The organism is Macrococcoides bohemicum (assembly GCF_016865215.1).
GTDB lineage: Bacteria > Bacillota > Bacilli > Staphylococcales > Staphylococcaceae > Macrococcoides > Macrococcoides bohemicum.
On record NZ_CP054482.1, the window covers coordinates 1,575,808 to 1,602,687 of the forward strand.

General features: G+C 34.2%; 27 protein-coding genes and 1 other annotated feature. All 27 genes read right to left on the reverse strand.

Annotated features, from left to right (window positions below):
* Window positions 1-33: 33 nt before the first annotated feature.
* On the reverse strand, window positions 34-2,283 hold the full coding sequence (recJ, locus tag HT586_RS08190; RefSeq protein ID WP_188017237.1) for a single-stranded-DNA-specific exonuclease RecJ: 2,250 nt from the start codon (window positions 2,281-2,283) through the stop codon (window positions 34-36).
* A gap of 66 nt (window positions 2,284-2,349) precedes the next feature.
* Window positions 2,350-3,462, reverse strand: a complete 1,113-nt coding sequence (locus tag HT586_RS08195) for an amidohydrolase (RefSeq protein WP_096076270.1) — start codon at window positions 3,460-3,462, stop codon at window positions 2,350-2,352.
* Window positions 3,463-3,531: 69 nt separating this feature from the next.
* Window positions 3,532-4,635: a mandelate racemase/muconate lactonizing enzyme family protein gene (locus HT586_RS08200; protein ID WP_203545576.1), complete on the reverse strand. Its 1,104-nt coding sequence runs from the start codon at window positions 4,633-4,635 to the stop codon at window positions 3,532-3,534.
* Between the two features lie 110 nt (window positions 4,636-4,745).
* Window positions 4,746-7,037 (reverse strand): protein translocase subunit SecDF, encoded by a 2,292-nt coding sequence (gene secDF / locus HT586_RS08205; RefSeq protein ID WP_188017683.1) that lies wholly within the window; start codon window positions 7,035-7,037, stop codon window positions 4,746-4,748.
* A gap of 179 nt (window positions 7,038-7,216) precedes the next feature.
* Window positions 7,217-7,489, reverse strand: a complete 273-nt coding sequence (yajC, locus tag HT586_RS08210) for a preprotein translocase subunit YajC (RefSeq protein ID WP_379875001.1) — start codon at window positions 7,487-7,489, stop codon at window positions 7,217-7,219.
* Window positions 7,490-7,499: 10 nt separating this feature from the next.
* Window positions 7,500-8,639 (reverse strand): tRNA guanosine(34) transglycosylase Tgt, encoded by a 1,140-nt coding sequence (gene tgt / locus HT586_RS08215; protein WP_203545577.1) that lies wholly within the window; start codon window positions 8,637-8,639, stop codon window positions 7,500-7,502.
* A gap of 13 nt (window positions 8,640-8,652) precedes the next feature.
* On the reverse strand, window positions 8,653-9,675 hold the full coding sequence (gene queA, locus HT586_RS08220; protein WP_203545578.1) for a tRNA preQ1(34) S-adenosylmethionine ribosyltransferase-isomerase QueA: 1,023 nt from the start codon (window positions 9,673-9,675) through the stop codon (window positions 8,653-8,655).
* Window positions 9,676-9,677: 2 nt separating this feature from the next.
* Window positions 9,678-10,691 carry a Holliday junction branch migration DNA helicase RuvB gene (gene ruvB / locus HT586_RS08225; RefSeq protein WP_096076265.1) on the reverse strand — a complete coding sequence of 338 codons (1,014 nt, stop codon included), beginning with the start codon at window positions 10,689-10,691 and terminating at the stop codon, window positions 9,678-9,680.
* Between the two features lie 14 nt (window positions 10,692-10,705).
* Window positions 10,706-11,296, reverse strand: a complete 591-nt coding sequence (gene ruvA / locus HT586_RS08230; protein WP_096076264.1) for a Holliday junction branch migration protein RuvA — start codon at window positions 11,294-11,296, stop codon at window positions 10,706-10,708.
* A 9-nt stretch (window positions 11,297-11,305) separates the two neighbouring features.
* The gene (locus HT586_RS08235; RefSeq protein WP_099580096.1) at window positions 11,306-11,755 is read right to left on the reverse strand and encodes an ACT domain-containing protein; all 450 of its coding nucleotides are present in this window, start codon (window positions 11,753-11,755) and stop codon (window positions 11,306-11,308) included.
* A gap of 11 nt (window positions 11,756-11,766) precedes the next feature.
* Complete coding sequence (gene obgE, locus HT586_RS08240) at window positions 11,767-13,056, reverse strand: GTPase ObgE (RefSeq protein ID WP_096076262.1); 1,290 nt, start codon at window positions 13,054-13,056, stop codon at window positions 11,767-11,769.
* 11 nt (window positions 13,057-13,067) lie between these two features.
* The gene (locus HT586_RS08245; protein WP_096076261.1) at window positions 13,068-13,550 is read right to left on the reverse strand and encodes a Spo0B domain-containing protein; all 483 of its coding nucleotides are present in this window, start codon (window positions 13,548-13,550) and stop codon (window positions 13,068-13,070) included.
* Between the two features lie 107 nt (window positions 13,551-13,657).
* Window positions 13,658-13,942, reverse strand: a complete 285-nt coding sequence (gene rpmA, locus HT586_RS08250; RefSeq protein ID WP_096076260.1) for a 50S ribosomal protein L27 — start codon at window positions 13,940-13,942, stop codon at window positions 13,658-13,660.
* 10 nt (window positions 13,943-13,952) lie between these two features.
* Window positions 13,953-14,273 carry a ribosomal-processing cysteine protease Prp gene (locus HT586_RS08255; RefSeq protein ID WP_096076259.1) on the reverse strand — a complete coding sequence of 107 codons (321 nt, stop codon included), beginning with the start codon at window positions 14,271-14,273 and terminating at the stop codon, window positions 13,953-13,955.
* Window positions 14,273-14,581 carry a 50S ribosomal protein L21 gene (rplU, locus tag HT586_RS08260; RefSeq protein ID WP_096076258.1) on the reverse strand — a complete coding sequence of 103 codons (309 nt, stop codon included), beginning with the start codon at window positions 14,579-14,581 and terminating at the stop codon, window positions 14,273-14,275. The genes HT586_RS08255 and rplU overlap by 1 nt, the downstream gene beginning before the upstream one ends.
* Window positions 14,582-14,594: 13 nt before the next feature.
* Window positions 14,595-14,667: a sequence feature (ribosomal protein L21 leader region), on the reverse strand.
* Window positions 14,668-14,721: 54 nt separating this feature from the next.
* Window positions 14,722-15,225 carry a rod shape-determining protein MreD gene (gene mreD / locus HT586_RS08265; protein ID WP_203545579.1) on the reverse strand — a complete coding sequence of 168 codons (504 nt, stop codon included), beginning with the start codon at window positions 15,223-15,225 and terminating at the stop codon, window positions 14,722-14,724.
* Window positions 15,225-16,094 carry a rod shape-determining protein MreC gene (gene mreC, locus HT586_RS08270; protein WP_232508224.1) on the reverse strand — a complete coding sequence of 290 codons (870 nt, stop codon included), beginning with the start codon at window positions 16,092-16,094 and terminating at the stop codon, window positions 15,225-15,227. Before mreC ends, mreD begins: the two co-directional genes overlap by 1 nt.
* 23 nt (window positions 16,095-16,117) lie before the next feature.
* A complete protein-coding gene (locus HT586_RS08275; protein WP_203545580.1) occupies window positions 16,118-17,104 on the reverse strand; it encodes a glycoside hydrolase family 3 protein in 987 nt (328 codons plus the stop codon).
* A 293-nt stretch (window positions 17,105-17,397) separates the two neighbouring features.
* Window positions 17,398-17,814 carry a DUF4930 family protein gene (locus tag HT586_RS08280; protein WP_188017676.1) on the reverse strand — a complete coding sequence of 139 codons (417 nt, stop codon included), beginning with the start codon at window positions 17,812-17,814 and terminating at the stop codon, window positions 17,398-17,400.
* A 51-nt stretch (window positions 17,815-17,865) separates the two neighbouring features.
* Window positions 17,866-18,345 (reverse strand): GNAT family N-acetyltransferase, encoded by a 480-nt coding sequence (locus tag HT586_RS08285; RefSeq protein ID WP_165958578.1) that lies wholly within the window; start codon window positions 18,343-18,345, stop codon window positions 17,866-17,868.
* A gap of 13 nt (window positions 18,346-18,358) precedes the next feature.
* A complete protein-coding gene (locus tag HT586_RS08290; RefSeq protein WP_096076252.1) occupies window positions 18,359-20,098 on the reverse strand; it encodes an ABC transporter ATP-binding protein in 1,740 nt (579 codons plus the stop codon).
* Window positions 20,099-21,835, reverse strand: a complete 1,737-nt coding sequence (locus HT586_RS08295) for an ABC transporter ATP-binding protein (protein ID WP_096076251.1) — start codon at window positions 21,833-21,835, stop codon at window positions 20,099-20,101.
* Window positions 21,836-22,179: 344 nt separating this feature from the next.
* Window positions 22,180-22,542, reverse strand: coding sequence for a hypothetical protein (locus HT586_RS08300; protein ID WP_096076250.1), 363 nt, complete (start codon window positions 22,540-22,542; stop codon window positions 22,180-22,182).
* Entirely contained in the window at window positions 22,542-23,213 is a 672-nt protein-coding gene (gene radC / locus HT586_RS08305; RefSeq protein WP_133353381.1) for a RadC family protein, read from the reverse strand. Before radC ends, HT586_RS08300 begins: the two co-directional genes overlap by 1 nt.
* Window positions 23,213-24,040: a prepilin peptidase gene (locus tag HT586_RS12615; RefSeq protein ID WP_133353382.1), complete on the reverse strand. Its 828-nt coding sequence runs from the start codon at window positions 24,038-24,040 to the stop codon at window positions 23,213-23,215. Before HT586_RS12615 ends, radC begins: the two co-directional genes overlap by 1 nt.
* A 93-nt stretch (window positions 24,041-24,133) precedes the next feature.
* A complete protein-coding gene (locus HT586_RS08315) occupies window positions 24,134-25,519 on the reverse strand; it encodes a YfcC family protein (protein ID WP_096076247.1) in 1,386 nt (461 codons plus the stop codon).
* A 98-nt stretch (window positions 25,520-25,617) separates the two neighbouring features.
* Window positions 25,618-26,880, reverse strand: coding sequence for a bifunctional folylpolyglutamate synthase/dihydrofolate synthase (locus tag HT586_RS08320; RefSeq protein WP_096076246.1), 1,263 nt, complete (start codon window positions 26,878-26,880; stop codon window positions 25,618-25,620).

The following is a 26,880-nucleotide window of genomic DNA, read 5'->3' on the forward strand; positions in this document are numbered from 1 at the left end:
CCTCCACAATAAAATTCATTTATTTTTTAAATATTATTTCATAATTTGTTGTTTAAAACTGTCAAATGTTGAGAACAGGAAAGTCTGTTCTATTTTTAAAGCATTTAATCTTTTTTTATACGTTTCAGACGACTGTATTTCAGCCTTTTTAATCGTTTCATTTAAATGATATGTTAATTCAGATTGATAAATAAAGTTTAAATCTTTGTATACTTCTAACATAAATAGTAAAGTATCAGGCTTCACCTTCAGTAAATCAATAAGATAACCACCATCTGTCTTTAAATCGATGACCGGCTTCATCTTAAAACATTTAAATAATAATTTGAATTTTTCAATACTAGGCATACCTTCGAAGTAAATTTGATTTTTCTTATGAAAAATTAAATAGATAGTATCTGCATCAATTGTATCAAATGTTTTTTTGAAACTGTCATAATTATGAGGGATATCTCTAAATACTATTTTATCATGTCCAAATACAGATTCGCCATAATAATAGTAATTTTCGTTAATTTTTTGCTGACCTGGATGAATAACATAGGCAACTTGTTCATCTTTTAAAAATGCAAATTTCCTCGGATGCGCATTGCGAAAATCAATCATTTTAATTTCATCAGATTGCATTGCCTGTACAATCATTTGTGGCGAAATATTGCCATTCCATTCATTGAGTTGCAGTGCACCTGCTAAATTAATAACAGCTCCTGAAGGAAACTCTTTGATTAATTCACCTTGTTTCCACATTAAACAATTCAAATCTGACATTGTTTTAAACTTTAAATGTGCTGCATTTTGTCCAATTTGTTTTATCTCACTAATCGTCTGGTCATATAAACCTATTACCGGTGCTTTAAAATCTGTTCCAAATGGTCTTAATAATTCTATATCACTAATATTTTTTACTGTAATATCATCCATATCAATAACAGTATCTATATTTAATTGGGAAGTTATCGGTTCACCGTCTAATACGCTTTCCAAATAATGATTGATACTACGTTCTAACTGTTCAATATGATCGATTGGTAACGTCAAACCAGCTGCCATATGATGGCCACCAAACTTAGTAATCAATTCCCGCGCCTGGTCAAGACTTTCATACATTGAAATCTGCTCAACGCTCCGTGCTGAACCCTTTGCGTAGTCATTCACATAATCTATATTTAAGACTATGGCCGGCAGATTATATTTTTCAACGATACGACTCGCAACTATACCAAGGACACCCTCATTCCAATGCTCTTTTGCAAGGACTAGAAAACGATTGCCATTACTGATTTTCTCTTCAGCTTCAATCATTGCTTCCTGCGTAATTGACTCTACGATAGCTTTACGTTCAACATTAAAACTATCAACTTGTTCGGCCATCCATTCCGCTTCCTCAGCGTCATCCAGCTGTAAAAGTTCAGCAGCAATTCTTGCATCGTCCAGTCGTCCGACAGCATTTAATCTAGGGCCGATAGTAAATCCAATAGTTTCCTCATCAATCAAACCAGAGTAACCAGCTTGTTTTAACAATGCTGCAACACCTACAGGTGGCATTTTATTAAGCAATTTTAACCCACGCTTAACCATCGCTCTATTTTCTCCAGTCATGGAAACGAGGTCACTTATCGTTCCAATCGCTACGAATGCCAAATATTGTTCGTTTTGTTCACCAAGTAAAGCATGACTCAACTTATAAGCTACACCTACGCCTGCTAAGTGTTCGAAAGGATAGTTGCCATCTGGATGCATCGGATGTATGATTGCATATGCGTTTGGTAATGTTTCACCAATTTCATGATGGTCTGTTATTATAACGTCCATACCCAGTGCATTGGCAACATCCACTTCATGATGGCCTTGAATACCATTATCAACGGTAATAATTAATTTAACACCTTCATCTGCTGCCTGACGAAATGCATCTTCATTTGGACCATATCCTTCTGTAAATCGATTAGGAATATACCAGCCAACTAAAGCGCCCATCGATTCCAGCGTTTTGACAAGAACTGTTGTACTTGTCACACCATCTGCATCATAATCACCATAAACGAGAATCGGTTCACCGTTTTCAATTGCTACTTTTATTCTCGATATTGCTTTTTCCATATCAAACATTAAAAACGGGTCATGAATACTACCTTCAGAAAAGACATCATTGAGCTGTTCATCTGTTACGATATTTCGTGCATTTAATATTTTCTGATTGATACTAGAAATTTTATATTTCTTGATTAAGTCATCAGGAATTGTATTTTCTATCCTTGACACTTGCCATTTCATTTTCTTCATAACAATCCCCCTACAATCTAGAATTATACATGAAGGCATTCATTTTAGAAAATGAATGCCTCCAATTTAACTTACTTTTTTATCTAGTTTTTTTATCACATCATAATAAATATTTATCGCAGTAAATATTGATTCTTTGTCGTATTTCATTTCGGGATGATGTAATCCATGATTCATATTACATCCAATACCGAGCATCGTCGTTTTAATCTCAGGCAGCGTGTTTGAGTACGTATGAAAATCTTCAGCACCAGGTGTTACAATCGTTTCTATATAATCATGCTGCTGTTCACGAAGTACTTCTGTTAATATATTTCTAGCCTCATCACTTACTTCTGCTGCAACAGTATTACTTGAATAGCAATATTTTAGTGTACAATCATATTGACCTTTAATCATCTCGCAGATTCTATCAATATTTTCCTGTAAAGAAGCCATCTTATCGTTGTATTGTGCCCTAACATCAAATACACAATTTACTGTGCCCGGAATCGTATTATGAGTCCCTCCAAGCGTTTCAAACGTCGTCATCTTAACAGAAAAAGATCTGTCTTTTTCATTGTTCAGCGCTTTAATTTTTTGATTTAACGCCATTGCAATATCAATGCTATTGATAGATTCCCATGGACGACCCGCATGACCTTCCGTCGTTGTTATATCTACGTGAAGTGTTGCGCTTGCTCCATGCTGGATACTGCTCGAAAATTCATTTCCTTTCAATTCATTTTTTGGTCTGACATGCATACCGAACATATATTCAACATCATTTAAAATATCGTGTTCTAATACATATTTAGCACCACTTCCAGCTTCTTCAGCAGGCTGGAAGATAAACAATAAGTTATATTTAGGTTTATAATTTGTTAGCTTCAATTTAAACAACAGACCAATCAAAGTTGTCATATGCGCATCATGACCACATGCATGGATTACTTTCAATCCATCTTCAAAGTTGTATGGTAATGCATCGATATCACTTCTAAATGCGACAGTCTTATCAATTTCTCCAGGTACTTTAATGTATAATCCAGTTTTATTAAATCGATGTACTTCGTATTCATCTCTAAATAACTTTTCTATATATTTTGTTGTTTTCTCTTCATCCCAACTTACTTCAGCTCTTAAATTCAGTTCACGATTAATATCTAATATCCTATCATGAAAATCAGTATTATCCATGTTAATCCCCTTTATAAAAATTGTTTAAAATTATTTTTTTAATTTTATTACTTTTATCTATTAATTAAATTATACTTCAAATTTTTTAACTGTTAATGCTGCTAATGCTGCTTTATTTATTGTAATGCCTAATCCTGGTGCATCACCTAAATCAACATAAGGAATATTATATTTCAAGTCACCGACATCCTGACTGAAGAGTAAAGGTCCAGTTAATTCAGTTGATTTGACATTATTTAACGCCATCGCTGTATGGTAACCTGCAGCGCTGCCAATAGATGATTCCACCATTGAACCAATTTGACATTCAATACCTAAACCTTCAGCGAAACGAATTAATTTTACAGCGTTGTGAATACCGCCACACTTCATTAGTTTTACATTCAATAAATCAAAATGTGGCGTAGAGAGTCTTGCTAAATCATGTATATCTTTAATCATTTCATCCGCCATTAAGCACACATTCATATTTTCATATAAATATTTCATACCTTCAATATCATTATACTTCAATGGTTGTTCAATCCATTTCAATTTCGGATCATCTATAGATTTCAAAGCCTGAATAATCGCCTTAGGATTAGACCAGGCTTGATTGCAGTCAACACGAACGATTGCATCTGTTTCTTTAATATACTCTAATATCTGTTTCAGTTTCAGAATATCATCAAATATGTTACCACCAAGTTTAACTTTAATCACTTTATACCCAGATTCAAGTAATGTATCAATATCTTTTTTTGTTTCTTCAATATTTTTTACACTTAATACTTTTGCGTAATCCAGTCTTTCAACTGTTTTTCCTCCAAGGAGCTGATAAATTGGCAAATTAGCATGTTTACCTAAAATATCATATAATGCAATATCTATACTTGCCTTTAATGCAGGATTGCCTAAAATCATTTCATCGAGCTTTAAATGAATGGCTTCAATATTTAACGGATCTTCTCCGATAAGTTTAGGTGCAATCATTGTAAGATTTGCAAAAATACCCGCAGCACTTTCACCAGTAACATGCTCATCAGCAACACCTTCTCCAAATCCTATAATGCCGGTGTCAGTATGTATTTCTACAATTACTGAGTGCATGCTATCATATGTTGCATAATTAATTATAAATGGTTCTTTTAACGGTAGTTGAATATAGTGGCCAATAATCTTTGTGATTTTCATAATTCTCCTCCAAATGACTGATATCTTAATCATAATAAAAATTTAATGTAATTTGTGAATTTTAAACAAAAAAAAGAAAAATCATGTATAGACATGATTTTTCTTTTTTATTATACATATATCTTTTCATCATTAGCTTTCTTTTCTTCATAAACTGTTAGACGTCCACCATTTGCTTTTAATTGACGTTTCTTTAAGATACCCCAAAGTGGTACGGCAATAAAGATCGAACTAAACACTCCGGAAATTAATCCTACAAGCAATGCAAGTGAGAAGTTAAAGATACTAGATGCTCCAAGTAACATCAAAGCAACAACAACGATAATTACAGTTAATACCGTATTGATTGAACGCGTTAATGTTTGTCGAATTGAACTATTAACGATGTCATCAATCTGTTCTGGACGTGTAATGACTTTCATTTTATGCAGGTTCTCACGTACACGGTCAAAAGTTACGATTGTATCGTTGATTGAGTAACCGATAATTGTCAGAATCGCTGCGATAAATGTGACATCCACTTCTATTCTGAAAATACTAAAGAACGCAATGATTAAAAACGCATCGTGTAATAGAGAAAGTACAGATGTTAAACCCATTCTCCATTCAAATCGGAATGTTACATAGATGATGATACCGATAGATGCAATGATTACAGATTTAATCGCATTTTTAGCTAATTCTTTACCAATTTCACTAGAAACAGTATTTACATTCGGCTCATGCCCGAATTTCTTATCAAAGTCAGATTTTAAATCTCTAATTTGATTTTTAGTCAATGGATCTTTGAATTGGATTACAGCTGTTTTATTTGTATCAGAATTAACAATAATATTATCAGTTTCTAAATCTAAAGATTTCAATGATGTTTTAACGTCGTCTACTTTTATCACTTGATCGCTCTTCACATCTACACGTGATCCCGATTTAAAGTCGATGCCTAAATTTAATCCCATTAAGGCAATGATAATACTTCCGATAATAATAGAGGCTAATGATGCTGCAAGTAAAGGTTTTGCAAGTTTTACGAAATTAATACGATCCCAGCGTGTCTTTAGATCATGTACATCGATGCCTTCTGAAAGGTGATGACGCTGTTTACCGTTCACACCGAAGAAACTAAATTTCTTATCAAAGAATCCTGAATTTACAGTAAGACTCAATAATAGACGTGTAAAGAATACTTGTGTAATAAAGATCATTAAGATACCTAGTAACAGCATTGTCGCAAAACCTTTAACACTACTTGTTCCTAAGAAGAATAATACTAAAGCAGCAAGTACTGTTGTTAAGTTGGCATCGAGTATCGTTAAAAATGATGAGCTAGATCCTTTTTTAAATGCCTGTTTTATGCTACGGCCAATCTTCAATTCATCTTTAATACGTTCATACATGATGATATTGGCATCAACAGCCATACCTACACCTAACACTAACGCTGCAATACCCGGTAATGTAAGTACACCATGGATCATATTAAATGCTACCATCGTTAACCAAATATAAGCAGATAAAGAGATGACAGCTAATATACCTGGTAAACGGTAATAGAAAATCATAAATAAGAAAATTAATCCTACTCCGACTGCAGATGCTAACATTGTATCATGTAACGCATCTTGCCCAAACTGAGCACCAACAGAAGTTGAATAAACTTCTGTAAGTTTAACTGGTAGTGAACCTGAGTTTAATAAGTCAGCAATTTGTTTTGCACGTATTAATCCTTCTTCACCCTGGAATCCACCTGAAATCTCAACATTTTGCGAATTGATTTCCTGTGAAACTCCGGCAGCACTCACGTATTTAGGTTCTTTTCCAGCCTGTTCCCGCTTAGCTTCTTTTTTATAGCTATCTTTACCTTCTTCAAAGTCCATCCAGATAACCATTATATTTGGGTTCTGTTTTGAAATCTTACGTGTAACATCAGCAAATTTTTTCGCTGATGTTAATTTTAAGGTAACAACAGGTGCATTACTATTCTGATCAAATGCTTGTTTAGCACCACCTTGTACTAAATCTTTACCTGAAAGAAGTAATTTATCATTAGCGTCACGAATCGTAAGGTTCGCACTTGTAGATAAAATCTCTCGTGCTTCATTTTGATTTTTAACACCGGCAAGTTGAACACGAATTCTGTCATTATTTTCTATCTGAATTTTAGGTTCTGATACCCCTAAAACATTGACACGCGATTCAAGTGTCTTACTCGTTGCCTTAACTACTTCACTATCGATTTTGTCGTTTTTATCTAGTTTATCAACTTTATAAAGTACTTCAAAACCACCTTGTAAATCTAAACCCAGATTTACTTTCTCCATAATACCTTTTACTGTTACACCCATTGAGCTAAACAACAGTATTGTTAATAACAGTAACGCTATTAATCTGCTACGCTTTTTCACAGTTCCACCTCAAAAACTCAAATTTAAAAACACATTTTACCAATGTAATAAATAATAACATAACCTTAACTTAAAACGATATTAAAGATGTGTAAAATTTGATAAATATATAAAAATATTTAATTTAATAGGATTTTTTATTTGATTTATTACGCGATTAATTTTAATAACCCATACTTTTACTTAGCTTTTTTGATTGCCATCTTATCAAAAGTCATTTCTGTACCTTTGTTATTGACAATGATCGTTACAAAGTGTGCATCAACTGATTTCACTGTACCTTGTAATCCACCGATAGTAGCAACTTTGTCGCCTCTTTTTAAGTTTCTAAGTAGTTCCTGTTGTTCTTTCGTTCTTTTTTGCTGTGGTCTAATCATTAAAAAATATGCCACAAATAATAATACGATCAACGGTAATATTTGTACGATAATTGCCTGCATTTCTGGTGACATCATTTACCTCCTAAAAGTTTTTTGGATTTTCAACATTTAAACCGTATGCTTCAAAGAATTCTTCCTTGAAATCAAGTAGACGGTCATTACGAATTGCTTCTCTTACCTGTTCCATCATATTCAATAAGAAATGTAAATTATGGATTGTTGTTAAACGAATTCCAAAAGTCTCATCAGCTTTAATTAAGTGACGAATATATGCTTTCGTATAATTTTTGCAAGTGTAACAATCACAATTTTCATCAAGTGGCGTATAATCACGTTCGTATTTGGCGTTCTTTACAACCACACGACCATTACTTGTCATACAAGTACCATTACGTGCAATTCGTGTTGGTAAAACACAGTCAAACATATCAATACCACGAATTGCGCCTTCAATGAGTGCATCCGGAGATCCAACACCCATTAAGTAACGTGGTTTATCAAATGGCATGAGCGGTGTCGTATGCTCTAACATTCTATACATGATTGGTTTAGGTTCACCTACAGATAAACCGCCTATCGCGTATCCCGGAAAATCTAATGAAACTAAATCTTTAGCTGATTGTGTACGTAAATCCTCGTACTCTCCACCCTGAATAATACCGAATAATGCCTGATCATTTGGTCTTTGATGCGCTTCTAAACAGCGTTCAGCCCAACGACTTGTTCTTTCGATACTCGCTTTTACATACTCATACGTAGCAGGCATCGGCGGACATTCATCAAATGCCATCATAATATCTGATCCTAAATCATTTTGAATATGCATTGCTTTTTCAGGACTCAGGAATAATTTAGAGCCGTTTAGATGGTGTCTGAAATGTACACCTTCTTCTTCAATCTTACGCATATCACTTAAACTAAATACCTGAAAGCCACCGCTATCTGTTAAGATGGGTCTATCCCAGTTCATAAATTTGTGTAATCCACCCGCTTCGCGAATGATATCACTCCCAGGTCGAAGCCATAAGTGATATGTATTACTTAGAATGATTTTTGCATTCATTGCTTTTAATTCTTCCGGACTCATCGTTTTTACTGTCGCTTGCGTTCCAACTGGCATAAACATCGGTGTTTCAAAAGAACCGTGTGGTGTATGGACAATACCAAGACGCGCTCCAGATTGTTTACAAGTTTTTATATGTTCATAAGTTACTGCTGGCATAAATGTTCTCCTTTTAATAAATCAACATCGCATCTCCGAAACTAAAGAAGCGATATTCTTCTTTAACTGCTTCATGATATGCATTTAATATAATTTCTTTTGTTGCTAAGCTTGATACTAACATTACAAGTGTAGATTTAGGTAAATGGAAGTTTGTTATCATTGCATCTATCGCTTTAAATTTATATCCTGGATAGATGAAGATATCTGTCCATCCACTTTGTGCTTCAAAGTGACCTTTTTCATCTGCAATTGTCTCTAGTGTTCGTGTTGAAGTAGTACCTACAGAGATAATACGTTTACCACTCGCTTTTGTACGATTTAACAATTGTGCAGTTTCTGCAGTCATCTCGTAGTATTCACTGTGCATATCATGATCTTCAATCGAATCAACACTCACCGGTCGGAACGTCCCTAAACCGACATGCAATGTGATATATGTAATGTTAACGCCTTTTTCTTCTATTGCTGCTAATAATTCTTTTGTAAAGTGAAGACCAGCCGTAGGTGCTGCAGCAGAGCCAACAGCTTTTGCATAGACTGTTTGATAACGATCTTGATCATCTAGTGTTTCCTTTATATAAGGTGGTAGCGGCATTAAACCTAATTCATCAAGTCGTTCCTGTAAAATCCCATCATACTTTAGCTGCATGATACGACCGCCCTGCTCAAGCATATCGACACATGTCGCTATAATCTTACCATCCCCAAAGGATACTTCTGTTCCGATTTGAACGCGCTTAGCGGGTTTAATCAAAACTTCCCAACCATTATCATGTTCAGTAAGCATCAACATTTCTATTTTTGCACCTGTATCACTTTTAACGCCAAAAAGACGCGCCGGCATTACTTTTGTATCATTAAGAACAAGCATATCACCTTCATTTAAATAATCGATTATCGATTTAAAATGTGTATGCGTAATCTCTCCGGTCATTTTATTTAAAGCGAGTAATCGACTTGCTGTACGATCAAGCAAAGGCGTTTGTGCAATTAATCTTTCTGGTAATTCAAAATTAAATTCATTTACATCCAACTTTATTTCCTCTTTTCGTTATCAAACGGAATATTAAAATGTTTATAAGCAAGCGGTGTGGCTACACGTCCGCGTTGCGTACGTTCTAAAAAGCCTTTTTGTATTAAATAGGGTTCATAAACATCTTCAAGTGTCATACGTTCTTCACCGATAGACACAGCTATCGTATCGAGACCTACCGGGCCACCGTTATACCTTTCAATGATAGCCATTAATATTTTATGATCGATATGATCTAATCCATAGGCATCAACCTGCAATAAATTCAAGGCATTTGATGTAATTTCAAAATCAATATGACCATCATTTTTAACTTGTGCAAAATCGCGCACTCGTCGTAATAAACGATTAGCTATACGAGGTGTACCACGGCTACGCATGGCAAGTTCTGTGACTGATGCATCATCAATTGCTACATCAAACACATCAGCTGTACGGCTCACAACTTGAGATAAATCATCTATAGAATAATAATCAAGTCTTAAATGCACACCAAAACGGTCGCGTAAAGGTGCTGATAGGCTTCCGGCACGTGTTGTAGCACCAATTAAAGTGAAAGGTGGTAATTCAATACGTATACTTCTAGCCTCTTCGCCTTTACCTACTACGATATCTAACATAAAGTCTTCCATTGCAGGATATAATACTTCTTCAACTACGCGACTTAGGCGATGAATTTCATCGATAAAAAGAACATCGCCTGCATTTAAACTTGAAAGAATTGCTGCTAAATCTCCCGGACGTTCTATTGACGGTCCTGAAGTCGTCCTAATATTTACATCGAGTTCATTCGCCACAATTGTAGCGAGCGTTGTCTTACCAAGTCCAGGCGGACCATATAACAACACATGATCTAGTGATTCATTACGCAATTTTGCAGCTTGAATAAATACATCCAGATTATGTTTTATTTTTTCCTGGCCTATATACTGGGAAAGTTTTGTCGGACGCAAACTTAATTCATCATGAAATTCCTCTGAGTTTAAAAGCGTATCATCTATAATTCTGTCATCCAATCATTTCAACTCCTTTATGAAATAAGCATTTGAAAGGCACGTTTGACATTTTCATCAACTGTTGCAAGCTGCTCTTGTTTTAATACTTTTTCAACTTTTTGAAGTTCACGTTTTGTGTAACCTAAGGCTTCTAAAGCAAGAAGTGCTTCTTCGATAACTTCAGTCTTCTGCTCAGTGATTTCTTTAAATACTTCTGTCTCATCCGTAATAATCAATTTGCCTTTTAAATCAAGTATCATTTGACGTGCTGTCTTCTTACCGATGCCAGGAAACTTGATTAAATAACTATCATTTTCACTTTCAATCGCATTTTTAATTTCTTTTGGTGAGCTTGATGCTAATATTGCTAAAGCAGACTTTGGACCTATACCAGTTACTTTATTTAAAGATAAAAACAACTGTTTTTCTTCCATTGAATCGAAACCATATAGCGTATGTGCATCTTCACGAACAACCAGCTGCGTATATAATTTAAAATCTTTATTTAAATGTTTTTGAAAGCGATAAGGATTTGGTACATGACATTCATATCCTATACCGTTCACGCCAACAACGAGATGTGTTGGTAAAATTTCATTTAATTGTCCTTCTAAATAAGCGTACATCGTACCCTCCTATAAACTCATACCAAGTAGCTGCACTTGATTAACATAATCGAGTGCTTCAATCTTTTCAATCAGTTCGTTAATCGTTAAATCCATATTTGTTGCATTTAAAGAAATTGTAATCGTTGCTTTATCCTTAATTGGAATTGTCTGGTGTATTGTTAGCACAGACCCATTCTCACTTGCAATAAATTCTAATATACGACTTAACAAACCAACTTTATCGTCTACCTGGACCATCATTGTAATATTACGTTCCCGTGTTTTTTCATCAACCGGAAAAATCGTATCTTTATATTTATAAAAAGCACTTCTGGATAAATCGTATGTTTTTACTGCATCAAATATTGATAGCTTTGGATTTTTATCAAGTAAATCTTTAATTAATAAAGTTTTCTTTACTGATTCAGGCAATACGTCTTCGCGAATTAAATAAAACTTTTTATTTTGATCCGTCATATCTTCACCTGCTACTCTACAAATTCAAACTCACCGCGCATAATTCGAACGATGTCTCCATTTTTACAGCCACGTTCACGTAATGCGTCGTCGATACCCATCGTACGCATTTGACGTGCGAAACGACGCACAGATGCATCACGTGTGAAGTCTGTCATCTTGAATAAACGTTCGATTGAGTCACCACTAACAACATAAGCACCATCATCTGCTCGTGTAATTTCAAAGTGATCTGCAGATTTTTCATGTTTATACATTACACGGTGAACTGCAGTATCTTCTTCATCAATGTCATAATCAACATCTTTCGTTGCATCTAATAAGTCTGCTGCTCGATATAATAACGTATCTATGTTTTGGTAAGTTGCTGCGCTTAATTCAATAATTTCAACATCATCACCCATTTTTTCTTTGAATTCTGCTAAATATTCATCCGCATTTGGCATATCCATCTTGTTTGCAACGACAATTTGTGGGCGTCGTGCTAATTTCTTATTATAGTTTTCTAACTCTTTATTGATAGTAACGTAGTCTTGATATGGATCACGACCATCCGTACGTCCCATATCAATAATATGAATAATAACGCGTGTACGTTCAACGTGCTTTAAGAATTGATGCCCTAAACCAACACCCTCAGAAGCACCTTCTATTAGACCAGGTAAATCAGCCATTACAAAACTACGGTTATCTTTTGTTTGTACAACACCTAAATTGGGTTTAATTGTAGTAAAATGATAAGCACCAATTTTTGGCTTCGCTTTAGAAACAATTGAAAGCAACGTTGATTTTCCAACACTTGGATAACCAACTAAACCAACGTCGGCTAATAATTTAAGTTCTAAAGAAACTTCTAATTCTTCACCTGGTTCACCATTTTCACAGAAGTCTGGTGCAGGGTTACTTGCTGATGCAAATCGTGAATTACCACGTCCACCACGTCCACCTTTGGCTACTACTGCACTTTGTTCGTGTAACACTAAATCTGCAATAATTTCTCCGGTTTCAGCGTTTTTAACAATCGTGCCAGGTGGTACTTTTAATATTAAATCTTTTGCTCCTCTTCCATGCATGTTGCTTGTCTGACCATTCTCACCTTTTTCAGCTTTGAACATACGTTGGAAACGGAAATCTAATAATGTACGTAAACCTTCATCTACCTGGAATATAATAGAGGCCCCTTTACCACCATCTCCTCCAGCAGGTCCACCTAATGGCACATATTTTTCACGACGATAGGCAACGATACCGTTACCACCGTCTCCTGCTTTTAAATTAATCTTGACCTGATCTATAAACATATAAACACCTCTTATTTTCTTATTTCTAACTTGTATTCGATAATTTCGTCATTCGCCAATGCACAGTTTGATAATACATTTGACGTGTCTTTAATATTGCCTGTTAATGCGAAAATACATTCAATCTCATCATCTGTCTCAAATAAACTCATTGTAACTAATGATTTAGTATCAACTCTATTTTTGTAATCCATTATACATGTTTGAATAAACGTTTTTAATGTTTCATCATAATTGCCAATTGCACTGGTTAGAAGCTCAATTTCAAATGCCCATTCAAACAAACGTTCATCTAATGTAGTATCGACGTAATACTGTATGGATTTGGGACAACTTAATTTTAGGAATTGTTGTTCATCCCTAAATTGTGCAACGATGTTTTTAGATAAGCGCTCTGCTTTATCTACTTGGCCAAATGTAAAATAAGCATCTAACAACTGCAATTGGTTTGCAAGATCATGTTTAGTTTTCATATAAGTTTCAATATTATGCATTAAATCACCTGCTCACATTATATCATGGATTAAATAATTGTACGACTGAGGTAAACAAATGAAAAAAGAACTGAGACATGGTTATGTCTCAGTCCCTAATCATCTAATTATTTTGCTTCAGCGTATACTGAAACTTTCTTTTTGTCGCGTCCGAAACGTTCAAATTTAACAACGCCGTCGATTTTAGCGAATAAAGTATCATCGCCACCACGTCCAACGTTTTCACCTGGATAAATTTTAGTACCGCGTTGACGGTATAAAATAGAACCACCTGTTACGAATTGACCATCCGCACGTTTAGCACCTAAACGTTTTGATTCAGAGTCACGTCCGTTACGTGTAGAACCTACCCCTTTTTTCGATGCGAAGAATTGTAAGTTTAATTTTAACATGAGTTACACCTCACTTATAGTTTAGTTTAATATATTGTCCGTATTCAGCTTCAATCGTCTGTAATGACACGAGCATTGATTGTATAATCAGTTGTGCTTCTTTATTGTTCAGGTCAACGACCCTTGCAGTAAAGTAACCACCATCATCCGCATAATCAATGTCCGGTCGTTCATCTGTCAAACCAATCACTGCATTCATACTACCAAAGACGATTGCTGAAGCGCCTGCACAAACAAGATCCTGTCCGTGTGGTGCACTATCTGCATGTCCTTCCATAGTAAACTGAGTCACTTGACCTTCATCATTTACTAAGATAGTAACGTTAATCATTACGCGTTAATCGCTTCGATAACTAATTTAGTGTAAGGTTGACGATGACCTTGTTTACGTTTGTAGTTTTTCTTTGGTTTGTATTTGAATACAGTGATTTTTTTACCGCGACCGTGTTTTTCAACTTTCGCTGTAACAGTAGCACCTTCAACTACAGGTGAACCTACTTTAACTGAATCTCCACCAACCATTAATACTTGATCAAACGTGAATGTTGAACCAGCTTCTGCGTCTAATTTCTCAACCCAGATTTCTTGACCTTGTTCAACTTTTAATTGTTTCCCACCAGTTTCAATAATTGCAAACATACTTGCACCTCCTATTTTATTTAAGTCACGCCATCTTCAGGTGGATTGCTCACTTGAAACCTAAAGTTGTGCGGTTGTATGTAGCTTTTGAAACTACTCAACTTCAATATATTATCATTTTAAACATGCGACGTCAATCATTATTTCATATACTTATCAAGTAATTTCAGGATAAATGGAAAGACGACTAGTATTAAAATGAAGTTGATAAGTAACGACGATAAAACATGTGTCCACAAAAATAAAAAATAATTGATATGTGCGATTCCAAGAATTGCAAAGACAATGTAATAAAAGTTTTCAAACAGAAAGATAAATCCTAAGAACAATACAATCATCATCTTTAAATCTTTGTAGAAGACTTTAAATAATTGATTCATAAGAAGTATAGCAATGATAAAACCGAATAGATATATACCATAGATTGTGCCAAAATAAATATCTAAAATGATTCCAAATAACACACCTAGTATCAATGCTACTTTCGGATTTTTGTATACCGTTATTATCAACAAATACATAAATAATAAATGTGCTTTAAAATAATAATCAACATTGAAAATAGTGACCGGCCAAATTGAGTTGATTAATGAATCAATGTAAAACAATATGAGCGCAATAAGCGGCATAATCACAAGCTGCATTACTCGCCACTTCCTTCTAATGAAATCACTTTAGGACTTTTTTTAGCAACATAAACTTGTGTGAGTTCATTAATATCAGCTTGCGTTTCCACATATGCAATTTGACTCAATCCAAATTCATCATTTTCAACTTTCTTTACTTCCCCAATTAAGATGCCTTTAGGGAATTGACCGCCAAGTCCACTTGTAACTACTTTTGTTCCAAGTTTAACTTTCACATTATTATCTATATCAGATAAGACAAGTAAATTCTTACTTTCATCAAAATGATCAATCATACCAAATATATCCTGACCTTCTTGCTGTAATGTAACACTAATCTTACTAGATTTTATACTAGAAGTGATTAATTCTATTTGTGAAGAATAACTGTTAACCTTCTTTATACGTCCTACTAAGCCTTCACTTGTAAGCACAGCCATATTTTCACGTATGCCAGATGATTTACCTTTATTTACGATAAAAGTATTCATCCATTGATCCTGATTTCTAGCGATTATCGTAGAAATCACCGGATCATATTCTGAAATACTATCCGTTTTTAATGCTTGTCTTAGTTCCTGATTTTCTTTTTCTAGACGATAATTATCAGCTTCAACTTGAGCAAAACTTTTTATCTTTTCTTTCAGCTTTTTGTTTTCTTCATTTGCATCCCACATATTAATGAGATTACCGAAATTACCTGTAACAAACATTGCAGGATATGACACGATTCTTTGACCGATGGCGGTCGTATCTCCTACAAATGATTCAACTGTCGTTGTTTCTCTTTCTCTCAGTGAAAATCCAACCAGAACCATAAATATGATAAGTCCAAAAAGAAAGAAAACTAATTTATTTCTCTTATAAAAATTGGGCAAACTTAACACCTCATTAAAATGACTTTAATATATTATACGATACCATATTTTTGCTTTAACTTGAGTATTTTTTGAACATTTTCATCAATAATTTTCTCATCTATCTTACCGGATTTCACTTGTGATTTAATAAATTCTATCTGATAGCGAATATCACCAATATCTGAACCAATCAATAAACATGTTTCACCGGCATTTATTGCATTAATTAATGCCTGCTCTCGTGTGTAATTTTTAATAACAGCACCCATGGCCAGATCGTCGGTAACTATGACACCTTTATAGCCTAATTTTTGCTTAAGTATATCTGTAACCATAGCTTTACTCATTGAACTCGGGGCGTTTACATCAACTGCCGGGAATAATATGTGGCTGACCATAATCATATCGATATCATCCTTAATCGCTGCCTTAAATGGTTGTAACTCACTATCAAATAAACGTTTCTCTGTCAGATGACTTACCGGCAAAGATTCATGACTATCAGTAAAAGTATCACCATGCCCAGGAAAGTGTTTCGCACTCGTAATAACATCCTGATCATTAATTCCTCTATTAAAAGGTAATCCATACTTTATGACGTCCTGATAAGTCGTACCAAAACTACGATCCCCGATTACTTTATTTGCGGGATTACTCCAAATATCTAAAGATGGTGCAAAGTCTACATTGAACCCTAATGCATTTAATCGTCTTCCAATGTATTCACCTTTGTCATAGGCAACGCGCGGATCACCACTGCTACGAATTTGAAATGCAGGTTCAACATTCTGAATGCCCGCGGGGAAACGATTCACACGTCCACCCTCCTGATCCACCGCTATAAACATCGGAACACCTTTATTTTGGTCGTAAATTGTTTGATTAAGCAGTCTTGTTTGTTCAACTGACTGGATATTTCGGGCAAATAAAATCACCCCGCCAATATTCAGCTGATTATATTCTTCCAACACATTATTATATGTCGTGCCGTGAAAGCCTAAAATAAATTGCTGCGCAATCTTTTGTTCTAATGTCATTTTACTCATTATATACGGCAAGAGCGAAACTTGATTTAGCGGTTTTATAGTCGGAGTACTGTACTGTGACTTAGAACTATATTGTTGATTACATGATGATAATAGGAGACAAACAATAGCTAAAAATATGATGCGGATTGGTTTATTAAAATAAAACAAAAAAACAACTCCATCCAGTCAAAATGATTGATGTTACTACATATACCGTATTTATTATAAACAAAATTATTAGAAAAACAAAATAAAGGTCCGGAAATAAATTTTATCTCCAGACCCTTTAGAATCTCTAACCTTTAATAAAAACTTTTATCTTTCATATCAATAGATTGCTGACGTTCACTTAGAGCATGATATAAATCATTTTCTGATTGAAATACAGATACTTTATTTTCACCAAATCGATACATGATAAAGTCACTGCCACGCTGACCAATTAAGTATTCATCATTATAACCCATTCGAGTTAATCCGGATACATCCATAAATTCCTGCTTATCCATAAAATTAAATGCATTCTTCACCTGGGATAATGGAATATTTCTAAATAGCACATTATCTTCTAAAGTATACGTCGATGCATTTTGAACAGGTTCATTTACTGCTTGATTTGCCTCACCATTAAATGGATTAGTGACAAAGATAAAATATATCATAACACTTATAACTACAAGTAGACTTATTTTAATAAGTCTTCTGATTAACTTAAACATTGTATCCCCTACTTTCTGATACAATCTTAACGTTATTTAGAAAAAGTTTCATCAGTCTTGGGATTGATTATAGCACATTACTATAAATTTAATATTTTCATTATCAATCGTTTCGTAAAACGTATTTACTTCGTAAAATCCCATTCTTTCATATAGTTTAATACCTCTTACATTGAATGAAGCTACCGTTAACCGAAATATATGAACGTCATAAAGAGCATGATAATACTGGAACATAATATTTAATAGCTGCTCACCCATTTTTTGACTGATCCAATGCGGGTTTAATGCGAATCCAACATCTAAGATATCATCATCTTCAGGATATGTTTCATTGATTCTCGCACTTTCACCATCACAGAAAAAGCCAAAAATTTCATCATTTTTATAGACAATATAATAATGACCATTCAAAAATGTCTCTATAACATACGGATCTTCTTCTATGTTATAAAATTCATATCCTTTGCCAAAATCCCATATGCTTATTTCTTCAGCAGCAGTTCGATGCATCGGAATAATATTATACATATTTACACCTCGATTATTTCCCACCTGATTGCAATGCATACATTTTAGCATAAACATCGCCTTTTTCGACTAATATATCATGTGTACCACGTTCGATGATTTCCCCTTTATCCAGAACAATAATTTCATCAGCATGTTTAATGGTAGATAATCGGTGTGCAATAATAAATGTTGTTCGGCCTTCTTTTAACACATCCATCGCTTGCTGAATGACAGATTCTGTTTCTGAATCAATACTAGCAGTCGCTTCATCTAATATTAATATTTTAGGATTGAATGCCAGCGCCCTTGCAAATGATATTAACTGGCGTTGACCACTTGAAAGCGTCGATCCACGTTCTACTACTTCTGTGTCAATGCCATTTTCTAGTGACTGTAACACTCTATATCCACCCACGCGTTCCAGTGCATCAATCGCCATCTCTCGAGTAATTTTAGGATCATTTAAAGTGATGTTTGAAAGAATCGTTCCTGAATAAAGATACGGATCCTGCAATACGATACCCATAAATTGACGCATTGATTGTTTAGTAACAGACGTTGTATCAATACCATCAATTGTTATGCGACCCGTGGTCGGATCATAAAATCTGAAGAGAAGATTCATAATTGAACTTTTCCCTGAACCGGTATGACCAACGAGACCAATCGTCTCACCAGGTAAAGCATCGATATTAATATTTCTTAATACAAGTTCGTTAGGTTTATATCCGAATGATACATCTTCAAATTTCACATGGCCCTCACACTGCGTCATGATTTTATTTTCCTGAACTTCTGCTGTTTCATCCATCATTTCAAAAACACGATTACTTGACACACGTGCCTGTTCTAAAACGCTGAGCTGATTAACCATATTGAACATTGGATTAAATAGACGAGTTAAATAATCAACCAATATATACATCATACCCGCAGTAAGTGTTGCTTCAGCACTTAAGAATGATTGTCCGAATATGTAAATCATCACTAAAAATACGAATGAACGAATCGTACCCATAAGGTTATGACTCGTAATAGAATCAAGTTGAATAATCTTGCTGTAATTCTTTAAATATTCTTCATTCAACTGATTAAATTCCTGCTGAATCTTCTCTTCCTGATTAAATGCTTGAATGATTGTCATACCATTTATTGATTCATTTAACATGGCATTCATATCACTGTTACGTTCACGAACGATATTATTATATTTATCGCTGATTTTACGGTAAATTAATAACCAGCCAAATAATAGTGGCACTACAATAAGTGCCAGTAATCCAACTTTAACATTAAAGTAAAATATTACTGCAATAATTCCGACGATATTTGTCATACCAGCAATATATGTTGGAAGCATCACTGTGAACAACTCTAATATTGTCTGTGTATCATTGGTGATACGAGCTACAACTTTTCCAGCTGGTAAATTATCAAAAAACTTAATCGGAAGTTTCTGTATATGACTGAATAAACTTGTACGTAAGTGTTTGATAACATTTGAACCGGCTGTCTGGAAATAGATTGTTTGATAGTAACTTAATATCGCATAGATAATTGCAATGATGAAATATACTGCTAACAATAAAAATATCGGCTGCATATTAATAATACCTTCTGTTGCCGTCTTGATATGGTGATCGATAATATACATCCCGATGACAGGACCAATAAGCTCCATAATGACAGCAAAGAATAATATGATAAAACCTATGATAAATAAAGTTTTCTCTTTCTTAGCCTCTAAATATAAACGTTTAGTAGTCGACATTTAAGAGACACCTCCTAACTGTTGACGATCGAATTGCGACCTGTACCAGCCATTGTTCGCAATCAGTGCTTCATGAGTACCACGCTCGATAATTTTTCCGCGATCTAATACCACAATTAAATCTGCGTGTTGTACAGCTGAAAGTCGATGCGTTGATATAATTGTAGTCTTCCCGCTTCTTGAAGCCTGAATATTTTCTATGATCGCTGTCTCCGTTTTTGCATCTACAGCACTTAATGAATCATCTAATATTAATATATCCGGATTTTTTATCATCGCACGGGCAATAGAAATACGTTGTTTTTGTCCACCTGAAATTGCGATTCCTTTTTCTCCAACGAGCGTTTCTAACCCTTGAGGAAGTCTCTCAACATCTTTAGTGAAATTGGCAAGACGAATTGCTTCTGCAATTTCAGCGTCCGTCGCATCCTCTTTACCAAACTTAATATTTTCTTTTACTGTTCTTGAGAATAATATATTTTCCTGAGAAACATAGCCTATCTTATTACGGACTTCATACTTGGATAAATCTTTCACGCTTAAATTACCGATAGAAATATTCCCTTCTCCCATCGGATATTCTTTTAAAATCTGCTTGATTAAAGTCGTCTTACCACTTCCCGTTGGACCGACAATACCTAATGTTTCGCCTACCTTAACCTCTATATCAATATCCTTTAAATTTTCTTCTTCACTTGTTGGATACTGGAAAGTTACAGCATCAAAGGAAACGTGATGATCCTTTGGAATTGAAGCATCAATCGGATCTTCCATGACATCTTCAGTATTTAATGTCTCCATTACACGGTCTAACGATGCATTACCACGTTGCATAATATTAAATAATAACCCAATTGCAAACATCGGCCACACAAGCATATTTAAATAAACATTGAAGGCAATTAAATCACCGACTGTAATTTCACCTTGATTAACAAGATAGCTACCATAACCGAGACCTATCATAAAACTTAACGATGTAACAATTATCGTAATCGGTTTGAATAGAGCATCTAATTTTTCTACGTGAATAAATTTGTTAACCACATCAGTCGTCATATGTTTAAAATGAATATCTAAATGTTCTTCCTGTGCAAAAGCACGTGTTACCCTGACGCCTTCTATCGATTCCAGTACACTGTCATTCATATCACCGAATGCATCCTGACTCACAGTGTAACGTTCATGAATCTTTTTCCCGAGACGTTGTTCAATATATGCTAAAAATGGTAAAGGAATAAGCGCTGCTAACGTCAATTTCCATGAAATCGCAAGAGCCATCATCGCAATAATTGTTACCATATATGTTGTACTATCGATTAATGTCAAAATACCAAAACCAACTGTTTGACGAATGGCACTCAAATCATTTGTTGCCTTTGCCATAAGGTCTCCAGTTCTATTCTTTTCGTAAAAACTCGGACTCATTGTTAAAAACTTTGCCATAATTTTCTTGCGCATCATACTTTCTAGCAATTGTGAACCATTAAACAAAAGATATCGCCATAAGTAATTGATTAAATAACTCAACACTAGCGTTACAGTAAATACGACTAATATCCATTTAAATGTATCTTGAGTTAACGTTTTTAAATTGACGTAATCAATCGTTTTACCAATTAACCAAGGCGGAATGATTTCTGTAACATTCGCACAAAGGAGTAAGATTACCGCAAAAATATATCTCTTTTTTTCCTGCTTAAAAAACCATCCTAACTTAAATAAAACATCTAACATGTGTCACACTCCTTGTTCACTCATAAAAAAATACACATACTCATATGATGAGCATGTGCACATTTTTAGAGTGGGATTAACTCCCACAGACAATCAAAAATCTTTACATAATCATTTCCATAATTAATATCGATGAGAAGATTATATCGCTATTTTTGATTTGTATGCAGAAGGAAAATATAAAATTGATGATAAATAACCATGCTGTCGTCTAACGTAGTTCATTGTATTTTCCTCCTTTCTTTATCAGTTGTTTTAATCATAAATTAATCTTCTGAAAATTTCAATAGTTCATACAAATAAATTTCGTTTTACGAACAAAATTAACAATAAATTTACAAAATCTAATAATCTGCCTGATAGTATATATCATATTTCTTCCGGTCAACCTGTAACAAACGCTTTAAATCTTTATATAGCTGATCGATATATTCAAAGTAAATATAGCCATAGTCATAACTCCCAAAAAAAGGTCCGTAATACACCGGTAATGCTTTAGGTGCAACATTAGCATTCATTCGTATGGCATTGACCTTAAACAGGAGATTCGTCAGATCATCCTCTGCAATCTCAATACTACATGGATTATCCAGGTTATATTTGATATCAAAGTATCCGTGTAACGCGTTAAATTTTCTAAAATAAGAGAATTCAATCATTTCTGCAGTAGATTTATCTTTTAAGTAGATATACATATCCAGACCCATTATAATTGTCCCCTTTCTTTAATACTGACAAAAGTGCCATCTCCGATAATAATATGATCCAGTAAATCAATACCGACGAGTTCTCCGACACTTACGAGTCTTCGTGTCGCTTCAATATCTTCATAACTCGGTTCTGCACAACCTGATGGATGATTATGAACTGCAATGATATTCGCCGCACTTCTTTTAATGGCTTCTCGAAATATTTCACGCGGATGAACGATGGATGCATTTAATGATCCGATAAAGATTGTATGCTCATGTATGACGTAATTCTTTGTATTTAACATCAATACTATAAAATGCTCCTGAGTAAAATATCGCATGCGTTCCATCAATAAATCTGCTACACATTGAGGCGATTTAATCTTAATCCTCTGTTCCAGAGAATGTGTATGCATACGCTGTGCCAGTTCAATTACAGCAAGCATTGTTGCTGCTTTTTTGTCACCGATACCTTTAACTTGTGTAAGTTCCTGCAAGGTTAAATATCTCAAATCCTTTATATTATCTACTTGATTTAATAAATTTTCTGAAACTTGGTATACAGATTCATCGCGTACACCAGTGCCGATAATCAATGATAACAGTTCCTGGTTTGTTAACTTATCGGCACCATAGATCATTAGTCGCTCTCTTGGTTTATCAATATCTAATGGAATATCAATCATCAGACAAATCCTCCAAAGTACAATATTTTGATTTGTTCATATAATAGTAGTACTACAAAAAATGATGTCGTTATAAAAGGGACAAGTGGTACTTTTTTAAGCCCGGTTTTATAACTTAAAAAGATGATACAACTAAGACCTCCTATTAAATATGTAATAAAAAATAACGATATAAAAAATGGAATAGGCAAGAATAGAAGAAGTATTGAAAATAATTTAATATCTCCATAACCAATACACTTTGAGAGAAAGAAAAATATATGAAGTAGAATAAAAATTAGTAGTTTAAATAGAAAGACATCATAGGAAAAATATATTTGATAGATTAACATATCTTTTAGATTAATCAGCATTAGCGTAAAAAATAATAAAATTAGCATCATATTAGGTATTTTTAAATGTTCAGTATCATATATTGATAATGGAATAAGCATGATTGCGATTGTAGCTAATAAATCAATATTGAATTGCTGATTCAAACTTAAATGAACAAGCGCCAGCCCAGTTAATATTTCGCAAATTAAATATTTACTAGATAATTTACAATTGCAATATCTGCACCGACCCCAATTCAATAAGAATGAATATACAGGTATTAAATCCATCCATGAAAGATTGTGATGACATTGGTCACACCTTGATCTCCGACACAAACAGTCCGTTTCATAAGTCAGACAAAGCATAAATGAACCAATGCAAGACCCTAAAGTAAACCAGATGATCATATAAAACTTGTATCCACTTTCTTCTCCTCCTTTAATAAATGTCACGACTAATATAGAACAAAAATAAATTGTTGTAAAAATGCAGCAATTTAATAATTGCATTAAAATTTACACGAATAATAAAATAAAAAGCTTCAAAATCAAAATTCTGCAGAAAATAAATACAGAATTTTGATTTTGAAGCAAATATTAATACTAGAAAAAATAAGTATATACAATTAAACTTGACAGACAAATTACAGCCCAGATCAATGAAATCTTCCAGACAAATTTTAACCATTTTGAATACGGAATACCTGCTACCGCAAGTAACCCCATCAAAGAAGCAGATGTCGGGATGATGTTGTTACTGATTGCATCACCATATTGGAATGCAAGTACAGCGACTTGTCGGTTAATCCCGAGTAAATCACTGATTGGTACCATAATCGGCATAGTAGTCATTGCTTGACCTGATCCAGAAGGAATAAAGAAATTTAATACTAACTGTGTGATGAACATCGCTATGACTGAAAATGCTGTCGGAAGATGATCAATAAAATCAGTCATATAGAATACAATTGTATCGATTATTTTTCCTGACGTCAGAACAACGACAATTGCTTTTGCAAATCCTACAATAATAGCACCAAATAAAATATCTTTCATCCCTTCAAGTAATGCATCAAATGTACCGTTTAAACCTAAACCTCCGATGAGACCAGCAACGATTCCCATCAATAAGAAGTTTGCACTCATTTGTGACAAGAACCATTCATATTTAAAGATACCGTACACATTTATAATAATCGTTATTGTAAGCAATATTAATATAATCGCATGTCGCTTTCTAAATGAATCAAACTTTGTATTTAAAACATCCTCACTCATTGTACTTCGTTCTTCAACATTAATATCATGTAACAAACTTTTTCCTGGATCATTTTTTACTTTTCTTGCATATAACATAACATATGCAATTCCAGAAATAAGGACAAGTAAATATACTACTGTTCTAAAACCCCAACCAGAAAATAATTTTACTTCTGCAATCTTCTGTGCAATTCCTACTGTAAAAGGGTTTATCATCCCTCCCAGGAATCCTATCCCTGCACCTAATGCTATCATACTCGCACCCACCATCGCATCATAACCAAGTGCTGTCGCAAGTGCGATGCCTATCGGTACAAAAATTATCGTTTCTTCACTCAGCCCAATTGAAAATCCTAATATACTGAAAATAATCATAGTCATTGGAATCAACCATTTACCATGTTTTCCAATTCGGTTCATCAAAGAATTAACACCTGTTGTAATAGCATCTGTGCGATGAATAACACCAAATGCCCCACCAACAATAAATATGTAAAAAATAATTTCTGCCCCTTCAATTAAACCTTGTGGAACAGCTCTAAATATTTCAATAGGTTGTGCCGGAGATTGGGCCACTTCATGGTAAGAACCATTTACAACTATATTTTGTTTATCTACCACTTTTCTATCAAATTCACCTGCAGGAATAATATAAGTCAGTACTGCAGCGACACAGACAATCAATAGCAATAAAAAATACGTATGGGGCATTTTTAACTTTTTTTCCATATAAATTCCTCCTTTAAAATATCATTCCCTATTTTCTGAAATTTCTGCATAAAAAAACAAAGAATCTATAAATAGACTCTTTGTCAAAAATGTATTAATTATTTTTTTAATTTATCTTTTACCGCACTGATAAAATATAAACTTCCTGTAACAAGCAATAAGTCTCCATCGTACGACTTAATAAAATCTGCATAGTCTTTAATTTTAACTTTCTTTTCATGCTCTACATTCTCATAAATGGTGTCAACCGGTAATGCTTTCGGGAAATCAAATGTTGTCACGTAAAATGTATCGGCAATTGATTCCAGAGCTTTTAGCATCTTGCCGATTGGTTTCCCATCAATTGCTGAGAATAGCACATCGATTCGTCGATCAGGATAATATGTTTTCATAGTATCTACTAATACATCAATAGATTCTTTATTATGTGCACCATCAAGAATAATAGTTGGATTCTCCCGAACAGTCTCAATGCGACCAGTCCACGTTGTATCTTCAATCGCATCGATCATTTTATTGAAATTAAGCATAATCATTCCACGATCAAACATCTCTAATAATGTCGCAATCGCAAGTGAAGCATTTTCCTGTTGATGCGTACCGATCATCTTCAGCTCAATATTTTCTAGTTCATAGTCTTTATATCTGAACGTAAATTCCTTACCGTTTGAGATACATTGAATATCACGTTCCAGCTTTATACCTTTTACGTGCTTTTCTTCGACGACTGAATTTAAATACGCCTTTGCTTCATCGTTTTTGGCTGCATAGACGAAAGGCACGCCGGCCTTTATCACACCAGCTTTTTCTTTCGCAATATCCAGATAAGAATCTCCGATAATATTAGTATGATCTAACCCGATACTTGTTAAGATGGTCATGATAGGCATGAACACGTTGGTCGAGTCATTCTTAGCTCCTAAACCAGCTTCTACAATCACAAAATCCACTGGATGAATTTGACCGAAATACACAAACATCATCATCGTAATTATTTCAAATTCCGTCGCTACTCCTAAATCTGTTTCAGCGTCCAGCATTTCACTAATGGGCTTTACGATACTAACAAGCTCAACGATTTCATCATTCGTAATTGGTATGCCATTAAGACTGATACGTTCATTGAAAGTTTCTATATAAGGTGATGTAAAGGTTCCTACAGAATAATTATTTTCAATCAATGCATTCTTTAAATAACTAACCGTTGAACCTTTACCATTTGTACCAACGACATGAATACCATTAATATTTCTTTCAGGATGATCTAATCGTTCAAGCATCCATTCCATACGTTTAATACCCGGCTTAATTCCAAATTTATAACGCTCATGAATCCAATATAAGCTCTCTAAATAATTCAT

Excerpts from the sequence above, each read along its gene's own strand:
- recJ (WP_188017237.1), bottom strand. The coding sequence starts at position 2,283 with ATGAAGAAAATGAAATGGCAAGTGTCAAGGATAGAAAATACAATTCCT.
- HT586_RS08195 (WP_096076270.1), bottom strand. The coding sequence starts at position 3,462 with ATGGATAATACTGATTTTCATGATAGGATATTAGATATTAATCGTGAA.
- HT586_RS08200 (WP_203545576.1), bottom strand. The coding sequence starts at position 4,635 with ATGAAAATCACAAAGATTATTGGCCACTATATTCAACTACCGTTAAAA.
- yajC (WP_379875001.1), bottom strand. The coding sequence starts at position 7,489 with ATGTCACCAGAAATGCAGGCAATTATCGTACAAATATTACCGTTGATC.
- tgt (WP_203545577.1), bottom strand. The coding sequence starts at position 8,639 with ATGCCAGCAGTAACTTATGAACATATAAAAACTTGTAAACAATCTGGA.
- ruvA (WP_096076264.1), bottom strand. The coding sequence starts at position 11,296 with ATGTACGCTTATTTAGAAGGACAATTAAATGAAATTTTACCAACACAT.
- HT586_RS08235 (WP_099580096.1), bottom strand. The coding sequence starts at position 11,755 with ATGACGGATCAAAATAAAAAGTTTTATTTAATTCGCGAAGACGTATTG.
- obgE (WP_096076262.1), bottom strand. The coding sequence starts at position 13,056 with ATGTTTATAGATCAGGTCAAGATTAATTTAAAAGCAGGAGACGGTGGT.
- HT586_RS08245 (WP_096076261.1), bottom strand. The coding sequence starts at position 13,550 with ATGCATAATATTGAAACTTATATGAAAACTAAACATGATCTTGCAAAC.
- rpmA (WP_096076260.1), bottom strand. The coding sequence starts at position 13,942 with ATGTTAAAATTAAACTTACAATTCTTCGCATCGAAAAAAGGGGTAGGT.
- HT586_RS08255 (WP_096076259.1), bottom strand. The coding sequence starts at position 14,273 with ATGATTAACGTTACTATCTTAGTAAATGATGAAGGTCAAGTGACTCAG.
- rplU (WP_096076258.1), bottom strand. The coding sequence starts at position 14,581 with ATGTTTGCAATTATTGAAACTGGTGGGAAACAATTAAAAGTTGAACAA.
- mreD (WP_203545579.1), bottom strand. The coding sequence starts at position 15,225 with ATGCAGCTTGTGATTATGCCGCTTATTGCGCTCATATTGTTTTACATT.
- HT586_RS08275 (WP_203545580.1), bottom strand. The coding sequence starts at position 17,104 with ATGACATTAGAACAAAAGATTGCGCAGCAATTTATTTTAGGCTTTCAC.
- HT586_RS08280 (WP_188017676.1), bottom strand. The coding sequence starts at position 17,814 with ATGTTTAAGTTAATCAGAAGACTTATTAAAATAAGTCTACTTGTAGTT.
- HT586_RS08285 (WP_165958578.1), bottom strand. The coding sequence starts at position 18,345 with ATGTATAATATTATTCCGATGCATCGAACTGCTGCTGAAGAAATAAGC.
- HT586_RS08290 (WP_096076252.1), bottom strand. The coding sequence starts at position 20,098 with ATGTCGACTACTAAACGTTTATATTTAGAGGCTAAGAAAGAGAAAACT.
- HT586_RS08295 (WP_096076251.1), bottom strand. The coding sequence starts at position 21,835 with ATGTTAGATGTTTTATTTAAGTTAGGATGGTTTTTTAAGCAGGAAAAA.
- HT586_RS08300 (WP_096076250.1), bottom strand. The coding sequence starts at position 22,542 with ATGGGTCTGGATATGTATATCTACTTAAAAGATAAATCTACTGCAGAA.
- radC (WP_133353381.1), bottom strand. The coding sequence starts at position 23,213 with ATGATTGATATTCCATTAGATATTGATAAACCAAGAGAGCGACTAATG.
- HT586_RS12615 (WP_133353382.1), bottom strand. The coding sequence starts at position 24,040 with ATGCAATTATTAAATTGCTGCATTTTTACAACAATTTATTTTTGTTCT.
- HT586_RS08315 (WP_096076247.1), bottom strand. The coding sequence starts at position 25,519 with ATGGAAAAAAAGTTAAAAATGCCCCATACGTATTTTTTATTGCTATTG.
- HT586_RS08320 (WP_096076246.1), bottom strand. The coding sequence starts at position 26,880 with ATGAATTATTTAGAGAGCTTATATTGGATTCATGAGCGTTATAAATTT.